The sequence below is a fragment of the Mycobacterium sp. IS-836 genome (assembly GCF_001954275.1).
Taxonomy (GTDB): domain Bacteria; phylum Actinomycetota; class Actinomycetes; order Mycobacteriales; family Mycobacteriaceae; genus Mycobacterium.
The window spans coordinates 1-20,029 of record NZ_MBEU01000065.1 but is presented as its reverse complement, the minus strand read 5'-3'; the positions used below and the strand labels follow the sequence as shown (position 1 = coordinate 20,029).

At 66.5% G+C, this 20,029-nt stretch carries 19 protein-coding genes; 4 read left to right on the top strand and 15 right to left on the bottom strand.

Annotation, left to right across the window (positions count from 1 at the left end):
- Window positions 1–8: 8 nt before the first annotated feature.
- From A5747_RS17810 to A5747_RS17795, 4 genes are read right to left on the bottom strand one after another with little or no spacing between them, the layout of a single operon-like run.
- On the bottom strand, window positions 9–782 hold the full coding sequence (locus tag A5747_RS17810) for a class I SAM-dependent methyltransferase (RefSeq protein WP_076126636.1): 774 nt from the start codon (window positions 780–782) through the stop codon (window positions 9–11).
- The gene (locus A5747_RS17805) at window positions 769–1,284 is read right to left on the bottom strand and encodes a nitroreductase family protein (protein WP_076126633.1); all 516 of its coding nucleotides are present in this window, start codon (window positions 1,282–1,284) and stop codon (window positions 769–771) included. The genes A5747_RS17810 and A5747_RS17805 overlap by 14 nt, the downstream gene beginning before the upstream one ends.
- 10 nt (window positions 1,285–1,294) lie before the next feature.
- On the bottom strand, window positions 1,295–1,855 hold the full coding sequence (locus A5747_RS17800) for a phospholipase D-like domain-containing protein (RefSeq protein ID WP_076126631.1): 561 nt from the start codon (window positions 1,853–1,855) through the stop codon (window positions 1,295–1,297).
- Between the two features lie 13 nt (window positions 1,856–1,868).
- Window positions 1,869–2,987 (bottom strand): DUF2235 domain-containing protein, encoded by a 1,119-nt coding sequence (locus A5747_RS17795; RefSeq protein WP_076126628.1) that lies wholly within the window; start codon window positions 2,985–2,987, stop codon window positions 1,869–1,871.
- Window positions 2,988–3,040: 53 nt separating this feature from the next.
- Between A5747_RS17795 and A5747_RS17790 the strand changes: the two genes are divergently transcribed.
- The gene (locus tag A5747_RS17790) at window positions 3,041–3,784 is read left to right on the top strand and encodes a TVP38/TMEM64 family protein (RefSeq protein WP_076126626.1); all 744 of its coding nucleotides are present in this window, start codon (window positions 3,041–3,043) and stop codon (window positions 3,782–3,784) included.
- A gap of 16 nt (window positions 3,785–3,800) precedes the next feature.
- Here A5747_RS17790 and A5747_RS17785 read toward each other — a convergent pair whose 3' ends face one another.
- From A5747_RS17785 to A5747_RS17745, 9 genes are read right to left on the bottom strand one after another with little or no spacing between them, the layout of a single operon-like run.
- Window positions 3,801–5,351 carry an MCE family protein gene (locus tag A5747_RS17785; RefSeq protein WP_076126623.1) on the bottom strand — a complete coding sequence of 517 codons (1,551 nt, stop codon included), beginning with the start codon at window positions 5,349–5,351 and terminating at the stop codon, window positions 3,801–3,803.
- A 3-nt stretch (window positions 5,352–5,354) separates the two neighbouring features.
- On the bottom strand, window positions 5,355–6,497 hold the full coding sequence (locus A5747_RS17780; protein WP_076126621.1) for a virulence factor Mce family protein: 1,143 nt from the start codon (window positions 6,495–6,497) through the stop codon (window positions 5,355–5,357).
- Window positions 6,494–7,993, bottom strand: a complete 1,500-nt coding sequence (locus tag A5747_RS17775) for a virulence factor Mce family protein (protein ID WP_076126618.1) — start codon at window positions 7,991–7,993, stop codon at window positions 6,494–6,496. Before A5747_RS17775 ends, A5747_RS17780 begins: the two co-directional genes overlap by 4 nt.
- The gene (locus tag A5747_RS17770; RefSeq protein ID WP_076126615.1) at window positions 7,990–9,534 is read right to left on the bottom strand and encodes a virulence factor Mce family protein; all 1,545 of its coding nucleotides are present in this window, start codon (window positions 9,532–9,534) and stop codon (window positions 7,990–7,992) included. Before A5747_RS17770 ends, A5747_RS17775 begins: the two co-directional genes overlap by 4 nt.
- Window positions 9,531–10,562 carry an MCE family protein gene (locus tag A5747_RS17765; RefSeq protein ID WP_076126612.1) on the bottom strand — a complete coding sequence of 344 codons (1,032 nt, stop codon included), beginning with the start codon at window positions 10,560–10,562 and terminating at the stop codon, window positions 9,531–9,533. The genes A5747_RS17770 and A5747_RS17765 overlap by 4 nt, the downstream gene beginning before the upstream one ends.
- Window positions 10,559–11,773, bottom strand: a complete 1,215-nt coding sequence (locus tag A5747_RS17760; RefSeq protein ID WP_076126609.1) for an MCE family protein — start codon at window positions 11,771–11,773, stop codon at window positions 10,559–10,561. The genes A5747_RS17765 and A5747_RS17760 overlap by 4 nt, the downstream gene beginning before the upstream one ends.
- Window positions 11,774–11,778: 5 nt before the next feature.
- Entirely contained in the window at window positions 11,779–12,648 is an 870-nt protein-coding gene (locus A5747_RS17755) for an ABC transporter permease (RefSeq protein WP_076126606.1), read from the bottom strand.
- Window position 12,649: 1 nt separating this feature from the next.
- Entirely contained in the window at window positions 12,650–13,447 is a 798-nt protein-coding gene (locus A5747_RS17750; protein ID WP_076126603.1) for an ABC transporter permease, read from the bottom strand.
- A complete protein-coding gene (locus tag A5747_RS17745) occupies window positions 13,444–14,160 on the bottom strand; it encodes a FadR/GntR family transcriptional regulator (RefSeq protein ID WP_076126601.1) in 717 nt (238 codons plus the stop codon). Before A5747_RS17745 ends, A5747_RS17750 begins: the two co-directional genes overlap by 4 nt.
- 100 nt (window positions 14,161–14,260) lie before the next feature.
- Here A5747_RS17745 and A5747_RS17740 point away from each other — a divergent pair, with 100 nt between their 5' ends.
- Window positions 14,261–14,647 carry a hypothetical protein gene (locus tag A5747_RS17740; RefSeq protein WP_142245637.1) on the top strand — a complete coding sequence of 129 codons (387 nt, stop codon included), beginning with the start codon at window positions 14,261–14,263 and terminating at the stop codon, window positions 14,645–14,647.
- A 104-nt stretch (window positions 14,648–14,751) separates the two neighbouring features.
- Here A5747_RS17740 and A5747_RS17735 read toward each other — a convergent pair whose 3' ends face one another.
- Window positions 14,752–15,693 carry a class I SAM-dependent methyltransferase gene (locus A5747_RS17735; RefSeq protein ID WP_076126596.1) on the bottom strand — a complete coding sequence of 314 codons (942 nt, stop codon included), beginning with the start codon at window positions 15,691–15,693 and terminating at the stop codon, window positions 14,752–14,754.
- A gap of 2 nt (window positions 15,694–15,695) precedes the next feature.
- Entirely contained in the window at window positions 15,696–16,646 is a 951-nt protein-coding gene (locus tag A5747_RS17730) for a class I SAM-dependent methyltransferase (RefSeq protein ID WP_076126666.1), read from the bottom strand.
- Window positions 16,647–16,766: 120 nt separating this feature from the next.
- Here A5747_RS17730 and A5747_RS17725 point away from each other — a divergent pair, with 120 nt between their 5' ends.
- Complete coding sequence (locus A5747_RS17725; RefSeq protein ID WP_076126594.1) at window positions 16,767–19,148, top strand: lysylphosphatidylglycerol synthase transmembrane domain-containing protein; 2,382 nt, start codon at window positions 16,767–16,769, stop codon at window positions 19,146–19,148.
- A gap of 82 nt (window positions 19,149–19,230) precedes the next feature.
- The gene (locus A5747_RS17720; RefSeq protein WP_076126592.1) at window positions 19,231–19,908 is read left to right on the top strand and encodes an LpqN/LpqT family lipoprotein; all 678 of its coding nucleotides are present in this window, start codon (window positions 19,231–19,233) and stop codon (window positions 19,906–19,908) included.
- The last annotated feature ends 121 nt before the right edge of the window (window positions 19,909–20,029 follow it).

Sequence of the window (20,029 nt, the reverse complement as noted above, 5' to 3'; positions counted from 1 at the left end):
CGCCGGACCTAGCCGGGCTTCGTTGCGGTGACCAAGCGGGTGGAGAACCACGGCCCGCCGTACCACATGCGCCACCCCAGGTTGCGACGCCGTACGTCGAGCCAGCCCAGCTCGCGCAAGCGCGCGGCGTGGTGACGGGTCTCCCACAGGTCGGCAATGGCCAGGCGGCCGCCCGGCCGCAACACCCGAACCGCTTCGTCCAAGGCCTGTCGCCGGCCGGCGCGTTTCGGAATGTTGTGGATCGCCAGGCTGCTCACGATCACGTCGACGCTCTCGTCGCCCAACGGCAGGGCGGTCATGTCGGCGGTGTACACCTCGACGCGCTCGGCGACGCTTTCCAGGGCCGCGTTGGATAACGTTGCCTCCTGGGAGTTTTCGGTCTGATCGGCCCGCCACAGGTCGACGCCCACCGCGCGGCCCTGCGGCAGTCGCTTGGCCGCGGCCAGCAACACCGCGCCCCGCCCACACCCGAGGTCGAGCAACGTTTCGTCCCCGCGCAGTCGTAGGTTGTCCAACACGTCGTCCCAGACGCGAAACTTGCCCGATCTCGTCGCGTAGATGTAGGAGGCGGCCGTCGCGAGAATCTCGACGGCCGACGCGGCCGCGAGCGACGCCGCCAAGCGGTTACCGCGGGCCAGCGCGAAGCCGGCGCCCGCGAGCAGGGCAGCGGAAGTGGCTGCGACGCCGGCTAATTGGGCTCGTGCCGAGATGGTATGAAACGAGCCGTCGTATCCGTATTCGCCCTTGCGCGCGTCGGCAGTAACCGGTTCACCAGCGGCCACGGTGGACCACCTCGTCGAAGGGGCGCCGATTCGGTTTGCGGATCGGTGCAAGGGGCCGGTCGGCGGGATAACCGACGCCGAGCATGAAGGCCACCAGGTGGTCGTCCGGGACGCCCAGGATGGCGCGCGCCTTCTCCTGATCCCCCACCGACGAATGGCCGGTGCCGATCCCCAGGTCGGTGGCCGCGATCATCATCGCCATCGTCGCCTGGCCGACGTCGTAGTTGTCCGTCACCAGCCGGCGCTCGTCCGGCGGCACCGGCACCACGATGACGATCGCGGCCGCGGCCGCGGCGATGTGACCGGCGCCCATCCAGACCGTGGAAAGCTCCTTGAGTTGAGTCGGGTCGGTGACGATGACGAAGTCCCACGGCTGACGGTTTTTCGCCGACGGCGCCCGCCATCCGGCCTCGGCGATCCGGTTCAGGTCGGCCTCCGGCACCGGTTCCGGCGTGTATTGCCGGACGTTGCGCCGGGCGCGGATCGCGTCCCACGTTTCCATCTCGCCCCCTCTAGTGCGTGGTTCCGGATTGTGCCTTGGCGGCCATCTGCTTGAGCATGTCGTCGTGGATGATGTCGATCCGCGAGCGGGCTTCCGCGCAGACCAGTGGGTCGCGGATGACGGTGAGCTGGTTGTCCTGCCTGGTCTCTCCGCCCTGGGACCAATTCGTGGAGCCCGTGACGACATCGACCCCGTCGATGATCACCATCTTCAAATGCATGATCGCCGACTTCTCGCTGTGGCCGATCGCAATGCTGTTGCCGGTCTTGTCATTCAGCCACTCTGCCAGTAGACCGCGCTCGGCGACTCCCTTGGCTTGCGTGGAATCGAGAGTCAGCTGCACATAGATCTTTTCGTCCTGCAGCTTGGACTTTAGAACCGAATTCAGCTCCGGATCGTCGTAGCCGTACATCGCCACGACGAGGCTCTTGTCGGCGGAAGTCAGCAACGCCTTGAGCGCGTCGTGGACGCGGTCGACGGGGCTGTAGAACGTGCGGGTGTGGTCGGGGTAGCCGGGCGGGAAGGGCGCGGCTTTGTACTGGTCGAGCTCGGGCAGCGAATCAAGTGCCATGACAGTTGCTCCTCTACAACGCTGGAGTCGTCCAATCCGGCTGGGCGGCGCTGGCCTGTAGCTGCTCGGCGCTCAGCTTAGGCAAGTATCCCGGGTCTTCGCGGCGGCGCACCAGCACGCTCGGGTGCAGCAGCGCGTCGGGAGGAATCGGCCGACGCCGCCGCCCCACCAGGTACCACAGTTTGCCGTTGTCGTGGATCGGCGCGGTCGCGAAGTCCTCGGTCACCGCGCACTGCTGCCGGTAATCGTCCGCGTTGATCGCCAGCTCGTGGGCGACGCCGTCGACGATCCACTTCAGCGCGATCGTGGCGAGCCGGTGGTCGGGCATGAAGGTGCCCCCCACGTCGGCGTGCACCCCGGCGAACCACCGCTCCTCGAGCCCCAGCGGGTGCCGTTCCACGAGGTATTCGCGGTAGGGACGGCGACGTTCGTCTATCGAGACGGCGTGGCGGATGCGGGCCGCGTTGGGCAGCGTGCGCGTGTACGGCCAGCGCAAGGTGCCGAACCGCAGGAAGCCAGCCGCCTTGACGGTGTCCCACAGGCCCAGGTACGCCACCGGCACCGCGTAATGCCACACCTGATTCGGATTGTTCTGGCGCACAGTCGAAAACAGCGGTTCGCCCTCGGTGCGCCAACAGAACGCGCGGGCAAACTCGCCCCAGAGGTCGTACTCGTTCTGAGTGAAATCCCGGTTGATGGCGTACTTTTCGACCGCGTAAGGCAGCAGATTCTCCGAACCGGGTCGCATCAGCCCCGGCCGCAGCAGCATCCCGGCCAGCGCGCGGGCGGTATATGCGCCGCGGCTGAACCCGAATATGTAGATCGCATCGCCGGGCCGCCAATGTTCCATCAAGTACCGATATGCCTGTGCCACATTGTCTTTCAAACCTACACCGAATGCCTGCTCGAATAGCAGCGACGCGGTGCGATGCAGCGCCGAGTGCGCGGCGGCCGGGGTCAGCGTACCCACGCCGGGGTCGTAGTAGGTCAGTTGACTGGTTGGATCGTCCTTCGCCAGCAGCTCGAAGAGCTTGGCGACATTGGTGAGATTGCCGGCCCCGATTTGGTTGGCGGTGCCGTCGAGGCAGACCACGATCCGCTTGCGCTGCGGTGACTCGGGGTGTTCGGTCATGGTTTGGGCCTCCCATGTCGCATAGTAAGACGATTGCGGAAGAATGACGCCCGATGCCCGACGACGACGGTCCCGCACCGGAGACCCGACCCACGTCCCGACGCAGCCACATCGTGCGGCTCGCCGTGTTCGCCGCGTTCTTGGCCGCGCTGTTCTATCTCTTGGCCGTCAGGCGAATTGTCGACATCGAGGATCTGCGGGGCGTGGTTTCGGCGACGGGCCCGGCGGCCCCGCTGACCTACGTCGTGGTATCGGCCGCGCTGGGCGCGATGTTCGTGCCGGGCTCGATTCTGGCGGCGGGCAGCGGGCTGTTGTTCGGCCCCGTTGTGGGCGTCTTCGTGACCCTGGGCGCGGCGGTGGGTACCGCGATCGTCGCCAGCCGCCTGGGCCGTCGGGCCGGCCGCAACAGCGCTCGGGCACTGCTGGGCCCGGCACGCGCCGACCGCATCGACGCGCTGATCGAACACGGCGGACTGTGGGCGGTTGTGGGTCAGCGCTTTGTCCCGGGCATATCGGATGCGCTGGCCTCCTACGCGTTCGGGGCATTCGGAGTTCCGTTGTGGCAGATGGCGGTCGGTTCGTTCATCGGTTCGTTGCCGCGCGCCTTCGCCTACACCGCACTGGGCGCATCGATCGGCAATCGGTCGCCCGCTTTGGCCTACGCGGCGATAGCGGTGTGGTGCGTGTCGGCCGTCGCCGGTGCGTTCGCCGCGCGCCGCGGGTACCGGAGCTGGCGTCACCACGCCCGCCACGAAAAAACCGGCAGCACAGCGGATCCGGAAGCCGAGGCGCGCTGACAAAAGCCGTGCCGCTTCAGCCGGCCGGTGTCAGCATCTTCTTCCACCCCTCGTCTCCGATGTTGGTCGAGTTCTCAACGGAATAGACCACGCCGTCAGGCCCCACGACTTTGCCGCTCTGCACGTCATAGATTGCGGCGGAAAGCGAATCCGGGGTGTAGACGCACGGATTGGGCTGCTGCCCGTTGCAGCGGACGGTGCCCGATCCGGGTCGCTGCAGGGGGTCGCTGACCGGGGGCGGCGTGCCGGGCAGCCGATCGGCGGGCAGCGGGTTGAGACCGTTGTTGACCGACGGTGCCGGGATCACCAGACCGGGCTTCACCGGCTGGTCACAACGCGCGGCCGGGGCGGGGCACGTCAGGATTTGATTCGGGTCGCCGTACCACGGATTGGTACCCAGCGGCACATACGGCTCGCTGCTGCGGCACTCCCGCGGGGACGCGGCCCGCTTGCCCGGCACGTCCGCGCACGGGTAGTTGCGTGCCCCACGAACGACATTCTGCGCGTCCATCGGGATCTTGCAGTAGGTCCCGCTGGGTAGCGGCGCGGTGCTGGTATCGGCCGGCGCCCGCCATTCCGATGCCGGCAGGAAGCCGGTCAGACACGGCGGTGGCTGGTTGAGGGACAGGGCGCCGACGCCAAGCGACGCCTGGCCCGGAAATTCCGACGTAACGGATTGGGCGGCCGCTGCGGACTGTGGCAAGAACACCAACGCCTGCTCGACGCCGTTGTGGTAGCGCTTGAGCATGTCGATCACGACCTCGAGATTGGCCAGGGTCTGGGGTAGCGATTCCCGCACGTCGCCGAACGTGGCGTTGACCTGCTCGGCGGTCGGCGCCGCGTTGGCCAGGATGCGACGAATCGCCTGATCCTGCTGCGCGGTTTGCGTGGTCAGGGTGTTCAGGTTGGCGGCCCAGCGCGCGATGTCGTCACCCGAATTGACCTGGCTGTCGATGATGGGCGCCGAATGGTCAATGATGTCGTCGACGTCGCCGATGCTGCCGTCGAAGTCGTGGCTGATGCCCTGGGCGGCGTCGACCAGCCGCCGAAGTGACGGGCCCAGCCCACCCAGGGCCTGGGACGCCTCGTAGAGGAGCGACGCCACCTTGTCCTTGGGCAGCACGGCCAAGCCGCGGTTGGCGGCATCGAGCGCGGGGCCGATCTGGCTGGGGACCGTGCTTCTGGTGATCGTCTGATTGTTCTCGAGGTACGGACCGCCGGTGCGGGTCGACACCAGATCGATGTACTGCTCACCGACCGCCGACACGGAGTGCACATTGGCCCACGTGTCGGTCGGGATCTGGTAGCCGTTGTCGATGCTCATCGTCGCCCGCGCACCGCGCGCGGTCGGGTCGACGGCGGTGACCGTCCCGATGGTGATGCCCCGATACGTGACGTTGGCGGTTCGATAAAGCCCACCGGACTGCGGCAATTCGGCGTAGAGCGTGTATCGCCCGATGCCGACGAGGCTGGGTATCCGCAGGAAGTACCAGCCCAGGACCACCACCGCGGCGACCGCCAATACCACCAACAAAACCAGTTGGGTTTTGATGAGGCGAGTCAGCATCTTTCACTCGCCCCTTTCCACCAGCGGTCCGCCCGGGGCGTCATTCGGGTTCGGCGTATAGCGGACGTCCGGGATCATCGTGGCCGGATCGCGGCCCCACGCCTGCTCGAGCGCTCGGAACATGCCGGAGAGCCCCGTTCCGGTCAGCAGCGCGTTATCCAGGGCGGACAGGGTCAGGTCGATCCCGGCCGAAATGTTGATGTAGTCGCCGCGGATCAGCTTCGGGACACCGTCGATGTTGAACGGCGCGGTGAGGCCCAGCCGCAACGCATCGACCGTCAGCGGCGAGGCCCGCTCGAGCTGAATGAGCGGCCGCTGCAAGGACTCCAGGTTCTGGCGCAGGTTGCCCCGGGAATCCGACAGCGCCCGGTTGGCGACGTCGCTGAACCTACCCAGGGATTCGACGGCGTAGGCGAACAATTCGCGTGTGTCGGCGAAGTGCCGGATCAGTGGTGGGATGTCGGTGAGCACTCGATCCAGCGTGTCGTTGTGGTCGGCGATGGCGGCCAGGAGTTGGTTGCTCGAATCGATTGCGCGGGTTAGGTCACCGGTTCGCCGGTTCAGTTCGGCGGTGAATGTGTCCAGTCGCCTGAGGAATTCGCGGACCTGATCGACATGGCCGTCGAGGGCATTGAGGATCTCGTTTTGGATCACCTCGAGGTGTGTGATGCCGCCTCCGGTCAGGATGACGGCGATGCTGGCCAACGTGCGTTCGACGGTCGGGTACGCCGAGGAGTTCATCAGGCCGATGGTGTCGCCGGTCTTCAACGGTTGCGGCGACGGGTTTTTCGGCGCGGCCAGCTCGACGTGCTGAGTGCCCAGCAGGCTGGTCTGGCCGATCTTCGCGGTCGCGTTTGCCGGAAGCTTCACGCTCGGATCGATGTCCAGCGTCAGGGTCGCGATCCAGTTCTTCAGCCTGATGTCACGCACCGTGCCGACCCAGACATCCGCGACCCGCACCCGGCTATTGGTGTTCAGCGCCAGCGTGTCGGGCACCTGGACGTAGATCGTCATGTGGCCCGCGCCGGTGCCACGGCCGACCGGCAGCGGCACGTTGGCGATGCCACGCCAGGCGCACGAAGTCAGCGCCAACGCCATCACCACCGACAGTCCGCGGCGTCCGGCGCCGACGATCAGGCGCTTCATCGGCCCGGCCCCGGCTGTGCGGGCTGCGAAAACCACGGCGGCGCAGGCGGATTGGACTCGTCGTAGGCGTTCGGCGGTCCGGGTAGGTTGCTCGCCGGCGGCGGGGGCGGGGCGTCCGGACCACCCATCAGCTCGGCCAGCGAGTCCGGGGTGAGCACGTTCGCCGTAAACGGCTGAACCTGGGTCCCCTGCATACCGGGTGCGACCACCCAGCCCGGTTCATGGTTGCCGTGCGAAAAGGGTGTGTCCGGCGAGAAGATCCCCGGCACGGTGGTGTCCTTGTAGCCCGGGGGCGGGCGCAGCCGCTCCTCGGAGTACGCCACCTCCTTGGGCAAGGTGTCCGCCGAGCTGAAAAAGTTCGCGCTGAACGGCAGGTAATTGAACTTGATGGAGTCCAGCACCGGCGCCAGATACTGCGCGCACAGCTCGGCCGAGTCTTGATAGCCGAGCCGGCTGCCGGCCTGGATGGAACTGCAGATGAAATGAATCGGGTTCGCGAAGTTGGGAAATACGAACGAACCCACCAGCGAGCTGTGCGCGGGATAGTAGATGTTGTTGATGTTGCCCGCGAAGGTGGGCAGCACGTGCAACGCCGTTTCCAGACCATCCCGCGGCTCGGGTTGCAGGAGCGCGGTGGTCGCGTCGGCGAGGTTGTTGACATCGTGACTAAGCGCGGACCTGTTGTCGTTCACGAACTTTCGCGTGATGGCCAGCACCTCGTCGACTCGCGCGACAGTGTCTGCCACATCGTGATCGGATTTGGTGAACCAGTCGGTGAACTGAGCCAGGTTGTCGTTGAGGGCGACGAACTGTCGGTCGTTCTGATACAGCGCGCCGATGAATTGCGCCAGGCTTCGGGTGATCGAGACGAAGTCGCCCCGGCCCTCGTTCAGCGCGGTCAACGCCTCCGACAGGCTGTTCAGGGTGTCGTGGACCTGCTTGCCCTTGCCGGCCAGATTGTCCGCGGCCGATTCGATGAGCTCGCCGAACGGGCCCTCCGGCTGCTGCGGCGTCGGGCCCAGCTGTCGCAGGATCCCGTTGAGGGAGTCGCGCAGCTGATCCCACTCGACGGGCACCTGGGTGCGCTCTACCGGGATCACCGCGCCGTCCTTCATCACCGGTCCATCGGTGTAGGCCGGCGACAGCTGGATGGTGCGCGAGGCCACCAGGCTGGGGTTGAGTATCGACGCGGTGGCGTTGAGCGGCACCTTGTATTTGTTGCTGTAGTGGAAGGTGACTCGCATCTTGTCGCCGGCTGGCTCGATCTTGTCGATCGAACCCACCCGGACGCCCATGATCTGGACCTTGTCGCCGGGGTAGAGCGCGAGGGTCTCGGAGAAATACGCGACAACGCTCGTGTTGGTCAGCTTCCGGTAGAGCTGCACCCCGACGACGACTGCGACGAGGGCCAACACCGTTACCAACGCCGCGGCGAGCAATGCCTTGCGCGACACTTTGGGCAGTCGAAGGCTGCGGATGTCGAAGATGGTGCTCATTGGCTGCTGCCTCCCGTCCCGCCGGGCGTGATGAACGGCGCCGGCAGCTGCGGTCCCGGTCCCGGTGGTGGGGCAGGGCGCGGCGGCAGGCCCGGCGCCAACGTCGACGGTGGCGGTGTCGGGCCGGCCGGCCCCAGCGGTTCGGTGCGCGCGCCGGGGGGCACCTGCGCGGGCAACGGCACCGGTGCGCCCGGAACATCCGGCGGCGTCTCGCCCGGGCGGCCCGCGATCGGAATGCCCGGTTCTGGTTGCAGCCCATCGGGTTTGGGCGCCGACGTCTGGACGTCTAGCGGCGCCGGGAATGCGGGTCCGCCGAACGGGCCGATGGCGGCGCCCGCGCAGGGCAGCGGATTGTCGGGCCGCGGCGAGGCGCCCGGCCCCGGCGTGTAGGAGCACGGCGATCCGGGCGGGACGGCCGGCCCCGGATGCTGCGGTGTGCCTTCCAGCACCGTCGGAGCCGGCGGAGGTGCGCCGTTGGGGAACCGGGTACCGTTCGGGTCGGGCCACCGGAACTCGGGCAGCCCGGCACTGCGCCAGAAGTTCTCCGGGTCGATGCCCCGCTTCTTGAACGCCGCGTCGACCCACGGCTGAAGGACTTGGTAGGGAAGCAGATTCGCGACCATCGCCTTGAAGTACGGCCCGGACGCGACGGCCTCGGTCAGGGACGCGGTGTATCTGCTGAGCAGTATCAGCACGTCGGCCAGGTCGTTCTTGCGCTTGACCAGTTCGTCGCTGACCGTGCCCAACTGCTGCAGCACATGGTTGAGGTTGGGGTTTTCCTTGAAAAGTCCGGACACCTGGGCTGACACGTCAGAGACATTGCTCAGCAGAATGCTCAGCGCCTGGCTGCGCTGCTTGAACGAGGCAAGCAGCGTGTTGGCATTGACCAGCAGCCCGTTGAACTGGCCGCTGCGGTCACCCAGCACCCGCGCGATCTTGTTGGTGTTGGCCAGCAGTTGCTTGAGCTGCTCGCCGCGCTTGCCGATGGTGTCCGAGAATGCCCTGACCCCGTCGAGGGCTGCACTGAGATGCGGAGCGGTCTGATCGAAGGTCTCGGACAACACCTTCAGCGAACGTTTAGTGGCCTCGATGTCCCAGCCCTTCGCCGCCTTGGTGGCATCGACGAATGCGTCGTAGACCTGGTATGGCGTGGTTGTTTGCGCCAACGGAAGGAAACCGTTGGGCCGCAACGGCTCTGAACCACGCGGTTCGATCTCCATATTCTTGCGGCCGAGAATGGTCTCGGTGCGAATCGCTACCCGGCTTTGCGTCCCGACCGTCCTGCCATCCAGCGTGAATCCGACCGCTACCCGGTTGCCGCGGATCGCCAGCGAGCGCACCAGACCGACGTCCACCCCGGAGATTTCCACCTTGTCGCCCGTATTGATGCCGCCGGTGTCGGTGAATTCCGCGTAGTAGGTGGGCGTGGCGAACAACATCGGCACACTTGTAAAGGTCTGTCCCACACCGATGATGAGCAGCGTGACCACCACGCCCATCAGGCCCACGCGGCCGCGGTTGGATTCCGTCAGCGTCCTCATTGCGGCGTACACCTCCCGGTGGGCTGCCCAAAGAGCTTGATGGTGCGTACCGGACCGCCGGGCTGCAATCCATTGACTTTCAACGAGATGTCGCACAGGTAGAAGTTGAAGAAGTCGCCATAGGTGCCGCCGGCGCGGCCGATGATCCGGTACGCGCCGGGCAGCTTGCGCAACACGTCGTCCAGAGTCGGCAGATCGTGTATCAGCGACTGCTGGATGCCCTCCAGGCGTCCGAATGTGCTGTGCAGCAAGGGCCGGTCCTCCCCCAGCAGGTCGGCCAGGGTTCCCGCGGCGCCACTGATATGGGCGACCGCCGCCGCCAGCGGATCGGCCCTGTTCTTCAGCCCGGTGATCAACACCTCCAACTTGTCGACCGTCGTGTCGAACTCCTTTTCATGCTTGACGGCCGTCGCCAGCACGGTGTTCAAGTTGTTGACTATCTCACCAATCGCCTGATCCTTGTCGGCCAACGTTGCGGTGAGCGAGGCGGTTTGGTCGAGGATGTCGTTGATGGTGGCGCCCTGTCCTTGGAACACGGTGATGATCGCCTGGGCTAGCCTGTTGACCTTGTCCGGGTCCAGCGCCTTGAAGAGCGGACGAAATCCACCGATCAAAGCGTCCAGATCCAAGGCCGGCTGCGTGTGCTCGAGCGGGATGGTGCCGCCCGGGGACAGCGGCTGGCCGCTGTCCCCGCGCTTGAGCTCCAAGTAGCGGTCGCCGATCAGGTTGAGGTAGCGAATCGACGCGGTCGTCGCCTTGTCCAACGACAACGAGTCATCGACCGTGAACGCCACCAAAACCCGTCTGTCCCCGTCGATCAGTGTCACCTTGGAAACCTTGCCGACCTCCACGCCCGCCGCGCGGACGAACTGCCCGGCACGCAGCCCGCTCGCGTTGGAGAACACCGCGGAATAGCCGGTGGTGCGATCGAAGCGCACTTGGCCGAACACGACGATGATCACGACGGTGAACACGAGCAAAACCAACCACACGATGCCGAGTTTGAGTGCCGTGCCAGTGGTTTTCATGGGTTGATCGTGTTCTCCCCGTATTGACGTCCCCAGACGTATTCACCGAACAATGGCTGGCCCAGCTCGAGGTGGTTGTACGGCGCGAGGTTGGCGCCGGTGTCCATCACCAGATAGGGCGCCGGCCACAAATCCCGGGTGATCGTCTGCCAGCAGCCCGGCCGCCCCCCGGGCCCGCCGTGGGCGTTCACCCGGGGCAGATTGTCCGGATAGACATAGGGATTGGGCGCGGGCAGCAGCGTTCCGTATGCCGCCAGCGAATAGCCGTTGCCGCCGGCAGCGTTCAGGATCAGCGGCGCGGCGTCGTGAAAGTTACGGGTTGTGCAGAACAGCTCGGGGCTGTAGGTGTCGAGCAGCTCGGCGGTGGGGACGAGGTCGGCCGCGCCCCGCACCAGATACGGCCCGCCCCTGGCGAAGATGTCCTCACCGGTCTTGCCCGCGGCCGCCGCCGCCAACAACGCGGCATCCAGTTCCCCCTGCTGCCTGGTCAGTGTGCGGGCGGTGGTCAACGCGTTCTGCAGAAAGCCCCACAGATCCGGCGAAGCACGCGTGTAAACCTCGCCGAGATCCGCCAACCGCCGCACGTCGTAGCCGAGCCGCTCGACCCGCGGATTCAAGTGCTGCAGAATCTGATTGCCGTTGACCAGCGACTCTCCGAAGCCCCCGCCCAGCCCGTCCAGCGCCTGCGCCAGCGCCGAGAGCGTCGCGTTGAGTTCGATCGGATCCACCTTCTCGGCGATCGAGGTGATCGACTCGAACAGGGTGTTGAACTCGGTGGTCACCGACCGTACGTCGATGACATCGTGCGGCGAGATCCGTTGGGGTAGCGGATTTTCCGGTGAGGACAACGCCACATACTTGTTGCCGAACAGGGTGGCCGCCTCGATGGTCGCCACCACGTTGGCCGGAATCAGCTTGACGAACTCCGGGTTCACCTCCAACCCCAGCTTTGCCGCGGGGCCGCGATCACGCTCGATCTCCGTAATGCTGGCCACCCGGCCGATCGCGACCCCGTTGAACGTGACTTTCGCTCCCGGTTCCATCACCAGCCCCGCCCGCGAAGCCACCATGGTCAGCTCGGTCTTCGGGGTGAAGTCCCCGCGAAACTGCATGTACACCAACACCAGAACCAACGCGGCGACTACCAACAAGACCACACCCTCCACATACAGGAGGACCCGTCGACTCTTGCGCGTCAGCTGCGTCGTCATGGGTGTCACACCGTGAGATTGAAGTTCGGGTCGACGCCGTAGAGCGCCAACTCGGCCAGCAGGACAACCACCACCACCGAGACCAGAGAAAACCGCATCGATCGCCCGACGGCCTGGCCGACGCCGACCGGTCCACCGCTGGCGGTGTAGCCGTAGTAGCAATGGGTGATCATCACGACCACCGCGATGATGACGACCTGCACCACCGACCAGCCCACGTCCTCGGGGCGCAGGAACGTGCGGAAGTAGTGCTCATACGTGCCGTTCGACTGTCCATAGAGGATCGTCGTGACGACCTGCCCCGACGTGAAGGCCATGTCGAGGGCCAGCGCGTACAGCGGCACGATCACCACCAGCCCGCCCAGAATCCGAGTGGAGACCAGAAACGAAATCGACTTGATGCCCATGACTTCCAGCGCGTCGATCTCCTCGCTGATCCGCATGGCACCCAACTGGGCGGTGGCGCCGGCGCCGACCGTCGCGGCCAGCGCGACACCCGAGACGATGGGGGCGGCGACCCGTGTATTGGCCAGTGCCGCAAAGAATCCGGTGAACGCCTCGACGCCGATGTTGCCCAGCGACGCGAAGCCCTGGATGGCGATCAGCGAGCTGCCGGACAGTGTCACGAAGCCGATGATCGCGACCGTGCCGCCGATCACGGCCATCGCGCCGGTGCCCATGCCGATCTCCGCGATCAGGCGCAGCGTCTCCCGGCGGTAGCGGTGCAGCGCCCAGCCGATCTGCATGACGCTAATCCGGGTGAACCTCGCGAAAGTCCCGATCCGTTCCAGCCGTCGGGCCGCGCCCCCGCCGTAGCGGTTGAGGTTGGCGGCCGTCCGCGGGTAGCGCGCGCGGAGTATGACTCGCGTCGACACGTCAGCGCCCCGTTCCGAACCGCACGCCGATGGTGGTCAGCACCACGTTGACCGCGAACAGCGCGATCACGCACAACACCAGCGTTTCGTTGACGGCGGTGCCGACGCCTTTGGGACCGCCCTTGGTGGTGAGGCCGCGATAACACCCGACCAGGCCGGCGATCGCTCCGAACGTGGCGGACTTGACCACCGAGATGACCACCTCGGGTAAGCCGGTGACGAGAGTGAGGGTGCCGACGTAGGCGCCGGCCGAAATGTGTTGGATGAAAACACCGAAGACGAAACCGCCGACGAGGCCGATCGTGATCACCGCGCCGTTCAGCAGTGTGGCAACGATGGTTGCGGCGACGACGCGGGGCACCACCAGCCGATGGATGGGGTCGATGCCGAGCACCTCCATCGCGTCGATCTCCTCGCGGATGGTGCGGGCGCCCAGGTCGGCGCAAATGGCTGTGGCGCCGGCGCCGGCGATCACCAGCACGGTGGTCAGCGGGCCCAGCTGTGTGACCGCGCCGAGCGCCGCGCCCGCGCCTGAGATGTCGGCGGCGCCGAACTCGGCCAACAAGATGTTGAGCGTGAAGATGATGAGGACGGTCAGCGGAATCGAGACGGCGAGGGTCGGCAGTAACGAGACACTCGTGATGAACCAGCCCTGCTCGATGGTCTCCCGCCACTGGAACGGGCGCCGAAACAGCGCCTTACCGGTGAGCACGCAGGTCCGATAGAACCCGCCGACCGCGTCGACCCCGGGCTGGAGCTGGCTACGGAGATACGTGGTGATGACGGTGGCGGTGCTCATCGCCGTTTCCCCCGGCGGTCGAGTTCGGCTAGCACCCTGGCGTTCGCTCGTTCGAGTAAGTCGCGGGCGGCTTTCTTGGCGCCCGCGGCATTGCCGGCGCAGATCGTATCGGCCAATTTCCGATACTCCTCGGGCCATTTGCCGTCGGCGGACGCAGGGAGGGCGGCTAATGCGGGTTCGTACGCGGCGCGAAATGCGTTGTACATCAACCGGAATACGATCGAACCCGCGCCGTCCACGACATGGTCCCAGAAGGTGAACGGCAGGCCTTGCCACGCAACGGGATCTTTCTCGGTCTCGAAGGCGCGCAGCGCTTCTTCGAGCGATTCGGCCAACTCCGGTCCGCGGCGCTCGGCTGCCAGCTCCGCGACCTTTGGACCGATGCGCAGCCGGGCATCGAGGATGCTCCGGAAAACGGCTAGGTCGAGCTGGCCCTCGCGAAACACCAACTGGGGCAACAGGTCAAGGCCAGCATGCCTCCGGAAGTCACGCACGGTGGTTACGCCGCCCTGGCGTACCTCGACCAGTCTCGCCGCCGAAAGCCGCTTGAGGGCCTCGCGGACCGCGGGCCGGGACACGCCGAAGACCTCTGCCAACCGCCGCTCGCTGGGCAAGGCCTCACCGGGCTGCATCTCGCCGCTGAGCACATCGGTCGCGATTTGCTCGAAAACCTCTTCAGGCACCGATCGGCGGATTACCGGCTGCAGCGCCATGCCGGTCAGTCTGGCTGGGCGGAGGTCTGACGTCAAGTGGTCAGACCACTAGCGTGTCGTCCGTCGTTTAGCGTGGCGCCGCGAGGGTAGTGCCTCAGCGATGACTGCGGATCAACCAGGCGGTGGCAAGCGGATACGGCGGACGGACGTATCGCGCCTGCCATTCATGGCCGGGATCCTGCTGGGCATTTCCGGCTTGAACAGTTTGTTGGAGGGCCTGTACACCATCGACTATTGGCAGGGCTGGCTCTTCGTCGCTCTCGGGATCATTGTCGCGGGCACCGCCGCGATGCTGGTCTTCCGTGTGCCCGGCGCTCCGATCGTTGCCCTCGTAGCGGCGTGTGCATCGCTGATAATCTCCGCCGTATGGGTCGCGACCTATCACTGGTTCAATCTCGCGGCAATCGGCCTTGACCTCGTGGCGATTTACGCCCTCGCCCGGACAAAACTCCGCTTACGGATGGGCAGGGATCCGCTCCGGACGTAATTCCGCCGCGATCCCTCCGCGATGGCGCACCGAACGTGCGGCTAGCCGCACAGTCGAGACCGAACGTGCGTCCAGCCGCACGTTCGGCTACCGGCCGCCAGCTCCTACATCCGTTGCGCGGCCACGAACAGGTTTCCCGGCATGGTGTCCGCGACCTCTTCGGGGGCGCTGCGCCCATAGCCCGCCATCAGCTCGTCGGACGGCGTGACCGTCACGTCCCAGTCGTGGCGCCGGAACCAGTCGCCGACGTCTTCGCGCTCCTCGAAGTAGAACAACTCCTCGTTGTTGGGAATCTCGCGCTGCGGGTCTACTTCGGTCATCACGGCACGGATTCGCTCCATCCGCGCCCGACGCTTCGCGCGGAGCTCCGGATCGTGAAACCGGGGGCCCAGCGCCTCCACCGCGACGCGGCTGCCACCGACGGCCAGCGCGTCAACGCGGTCGAAGAGCATGTCCTGGGCCGCGGCGGGTAGATAGGGCATCAACCCCTCGGCCGACCAGGCGCTGGGCGCCGAGGCGTCAAAACCCGCCTGGCGCAACGCCGCCGGCCAGTCCTGACGCAGGTCCACCGGGACGGCGACGCGGTTGCAGGCGGGCTGTGCCCCGTGCTCGGCCAAGGTCACCGATTTGAACTCCAGCACCCGGGGCTGGTCGAGCTCGTAGACCGTGACGCCGTCCGGCCACGGTAGCCGCCAGGCCCGGGAGTCCAGACCCGCCGCAAGGATGACCGCCTGGCGGATGCCCGCGCCCGTCGCGTCGACGAAGAACTCGTCGAAAAAGGCTGTGCGGCATGCCATGTAGCCGACCATCGCCTGCATCTGCAGCCGCACCTCAGGTTCGGCATCGAGGAGCTTGGAGGGCAGCTGCGACGCGGAGTACCAATTCCACAGTCCGTCGCCGGCCGCGTCGAGGAACACTCGCGCGAACGGGTCGCGGATCATCGGGTTGTCGCTCTCGGTTTCCGCCGCGCGCGCGGACGCCACCCCCAGCGCGGTCGTGCCCACGCTCTCGGTGATCTCCCAGGTGTCGTTGTCGGTTCTGGCCACGCTCAGTTCCCTTTCGCGCGCTCGGCCGCCACGAACAGGGTCCGCGGGGCGGCGCCTTCGATGTGCCGCGGCGGCGTCCGGTCATAGCGCGCCAACAGCTCCTCGGCCGGAGTCACCGTCACGTCCCAGCCGTGGCGGCGCAACCAGGCGTCGACGTCCTCGCGTTCCTCCAGGTACCACAGGTCTTGGACCTCGGGGATCTCCCGCTCGGGCTCGAGTTTGGCCATCAGCTCCCGCACGCGTTGCATCGTCTCGCGCCGCTTTGCGATGGCGTCCGCGTCGAGGAAGTCGGGGCCGGGTGCCTCCACCGCGATCCGGCTGCCGGCGGCACCGAGCGCCTGAACGCGCTCGAAGAGCAGCTCCTGCGCCGCGGCCGGCAAGAACGGCAACAGGCCCTCGGCCGACCAGGCGCTGGGCGCGGAAGCGTCGAAACCGGCCTGCTGCAACGCCGCCGGCCAATCGTGACGCAGGTCCACCGGCACGTGCACCACGTTGCACTTCGGCTGGGCACCGCTGTCGTGCAACGTCGACGACTTGAATTCCAGCACCCGGGGCTGGTCGAGCTCGTAGACCGTGACACCGTCGGGCCAGGGCAGCCGCCACGCCCGCGAGTCCAAACCCGCCGCCAGGATCACCACCTGACGCACGCCCGCCCGGGCCGCGTCGAGAAAGAACTGGTCGAAAAACAAAGTCCGCGCGGCCATGTAGCCGACCATCCCCTGCATGCGCGGCTCGAGGTCGGGTTCGGCCTCGGCGATCTCGGCGGGCAGGTCCGGTGCGGCGAACCAGTTCCACATGCCGTCCCCGGCGGCGTCGAGGAACACCCGCGCAAACGGGTCGCTGATCAGCGGGTTCTCACTCTCGGTTTCGGCCGCGCGGGCCGCCGCGACGCCCAGCGCCGTCGCGCCCACGCTCTCGGTGATGTCCCAGGTGTCGTTGTCGGTTCTCGTCACGCTCACGTCCTCCAATTTGCTAGCACGCCTACATAGCGACCCTACGCGCGCTGCGTGTGAGCGAGCTGTACGTCAGGTTCTCCCCCGCTGACCCGGAGGTATCCGGTTAAGTTGTGGGACATGCGGGTTGACGGACGTGATATCAGCGTCTCGGGCGACTTGCTGCAACCACTGACCCGACGGACCAACGACATCCTGCGGCTGGGCGCCACCGTCGTGTTCTTCGGGATCGTCATCGCCGGTTCGTTGATCACCCGCCCGCAGTGGGTGGCGCTGGAGAAGTCGATCTCCGAGATCGTCGGCGTGCTGACACCCACCCAATCCGATCTGGTCTACCTGGCGTACGGCATCGCGATACTGGTGCTGCCGTTCGCGATCCTGATCGGGTTGATTGCCGCACGGCAATGGAAACTGCTCGGCGCCTATGCGGCCGCGGGGCTGTTGGCCGTTCTTCCGCTGTCGATCGGCGGCAACGGCATCGCGGCGCCCCGATGGCACTTCGACCTGACCGATCGACCCCAAACCGTGTTGGCCCAGATCCTGGACGACCCACGGTGGATCGGCCTGCTCGCGGCGGTGCTGACCGTGTCGGGTCCCTGGCTTCCCGCGCGCTGGCGACGTTGGTGGTGGGCGCTGCTGCTGGCATTCGTGCCGATCCACCTGTTCATCAGTGCGATAGTCCCCGCCCGCTCCCTGCTGGGACTGGCGGTGGGATGGTTCGTCGGCGCGCTGGTGGTTCTGGTCGTCGGCACGCCCGCTCTGGAGGTGCCGCTGGACGGTACCGCGCGTGCGCTGGCCAAACGCGGTTGCGTGGTCACCCGATTGAACGTGATCCAGCCGGCCGGACAAGGGCCGCTCGTTCTTAGCGCAACATGTCAGGATTCCGATTCCGACACCGCCGTTGTCGAGTTGTACGGCCCGCATCAGCGCAGCGGTGGTGCATTGCGCCAATTGTGGTGGAAGCTAAGGCTGCGCGGCTCCGAGACCGCACCCTTTCAGACCTCGATGCGCCGCATCGTCGAGCACCGCGCATTGATGGCCATCGCCATCGGTGAAGTGGGAGTTGCCAACACGGCGCCGATTGCGGTCGCCGAACTCGACCGCGGCTGGATCATGTACGCGCACCGGCCGGTGCAAGGGCTTCCCCTCGTCGAATGCGCCTCCGCGACACCGGTCGCCGCGGTGTGGGAGTCGCTGAAAACCCTGCAGGGACAGCAGATTTCGCACGGCAATTTGCGCGGCGACGAGATCACGGTGCGCGACGGCACCGTGTTCTTCGGGGGATTCGGCAGCGCCGAATACGGCGCCACCGAGGCCCAATTGCAGTCCGACGTCGCGCAACTTCTGGTGACGACGTCGGCGCTGTACGACCCGAAGTCCGCGGTGGCCGCCGCGATCGACGTGTTCGGCAAAGACGCCGTCTTGACCGCCTCCCGCCGGCTCACCAAAGCCGCTGTGCCGAAACGTGTTCGACAGTCGATCGCCGACGCCGGCGCGGTCATCTCCGCCGCCAAGGCGGAGGTCCAGCGGCAAACCGGTGCCGATCAGATCCAAGCGGCGACCATCACCCGGTTCAGCCGCAGCCAGTTCATTCAACTGGTGCTGCTGGGCGCGCTCGTCTACGTCGCGTATCCCTTCATCAGCACCGTGCCGACGTTCTTCCACGAACTTCGGAACGCGAACTGGTGGTGGGCGGTGCTGGGCTTGATGGTGTCGGCGCTGACCTACGTGGGAGCGGCGGCCGCACTGTGGGCAAGCGCCGACGAATCGGTGAACTTCTGGAAGCTGTCGATCGCGCAGGTGGCCAACACTTTTGCCGCGACCACCACCCCCGCCGGCGTCGGCGGGCTGGCCCTTAGCACACGGTACTTGCAGAAGGGGGGCGGGCTGCCCGCAGTGCGGGCCACCACCGCCGTGGCACTGCAGCAATCCGTGCAGGTGATCATGCACCTGGTCTTGCTGGTCTTGTTCAGCACCGCCGCGGGCGCGTCGATGGACCTCAAGCATTTCGTTCCGGATGCGACGGTGCTGTACCTGATCGCGGGTGTGGCGCTAGGCCTTCTCGGCACATTTCTCTTCGTACCCAGGTTACGGCGCTGGCTGGCGACGGACTTGCGTCCCAAGCTGAAGGAGGTAGTCGGCGACCTGGTCGACGTTGCCCGCCAACCGAAACGACTTGCGCTGATCGTACTCGGTTGCGCCGGAACGACTCTCGGTGCGGCGCTGGCGCTGTGGGCAAGTGTCGAGGCTTTCGGCGGCGGCGCGACGTTCGTCACCTGCACCGTGGTGACGATGGTCGGGGGAACGCTCGCCTCGGCCGCGCCGACACCCGGCGGCGTCGGCGCCGTGGAAGCGGCATTGATCGGTGGTCTGGCCGCCTTCGGCGTGCCCGCGGCCGTCGGCGTGCCGTCGGTTCTGCTGTATCGGGTGCTCACCTGCTGGGTGCCGGTCTTCGTCGGCTGGCCGGTGATGCGGTGGCTGACCGCAAACGAGATGGTCTAGCAACGTTTTGGCGCGACTTCGGCTAGTCTCAATCCGCGCGGCTGGCGCTGGTGCCGGCCCCAATTTTCGGGAGAGTTGATTGATGAAACACTTGACCGCAGCAACCATTACCGTAGCGCTGATTGTGGCGCTGGTGGGTTGCGGATCCAATAACAAGACATCGACATCCACGTCGACATCAACATCGACGAGCACGTCGACGTCGACGAGCACGACGACAACCAGCGCGACGTCTTCCGGGCAGGCCCACAAGTCCATCGCCGACTACTTCAACGAGAACCACATCACGCAGAGCCCCGTTCGCCGGGGCGATCCGGGCTCCCCCACGATCAGTCTGCCGATGCCCCCGGGCTGGCAGGTAGCCAACGAAAGCAGCGCCTCCTACGGCACCATCGCCTTCTCTCAGCCGTCGGATCCTTCCGACCCGCCGACGATCTCGGCGCTCGTCGCCAAGCTGGACGGTAACGCCGACCCCGCGAAGATCATCCAGTACGCGCCGGGCGAGGTGCAGAATCTGCCGGGTGCCCAGGTCTCCGGCGACGGGTCCGCTTCCACCCTCAGCGGCTTTCAGGCGTGGCAGATCAGCGGCACCTACGTCAAGGACGGCAAGACCCGTTTTGTCGGACAGAAGACCGTGGTGATTCCCGGCCAGGGCGCCCTCTTCGTGCTGCAGCTCAACGCCGACGCACTCGCCACCGACAAGGCAACGTTGATCGACGGGATGAACATCGTCGACGACCAAACCACCATCTCCGTCTGAGTCGCTAGCCGGATCGCGCCGCGGGGGGGGGTGGTGGGCGCCGGGCGGCGGGGGGGTGACCCCGCCCCCGCGGGGGGCGTGCGGGGGGGGGGGGGCGCGCAGCGGGCCCGCGGAGGAGGGG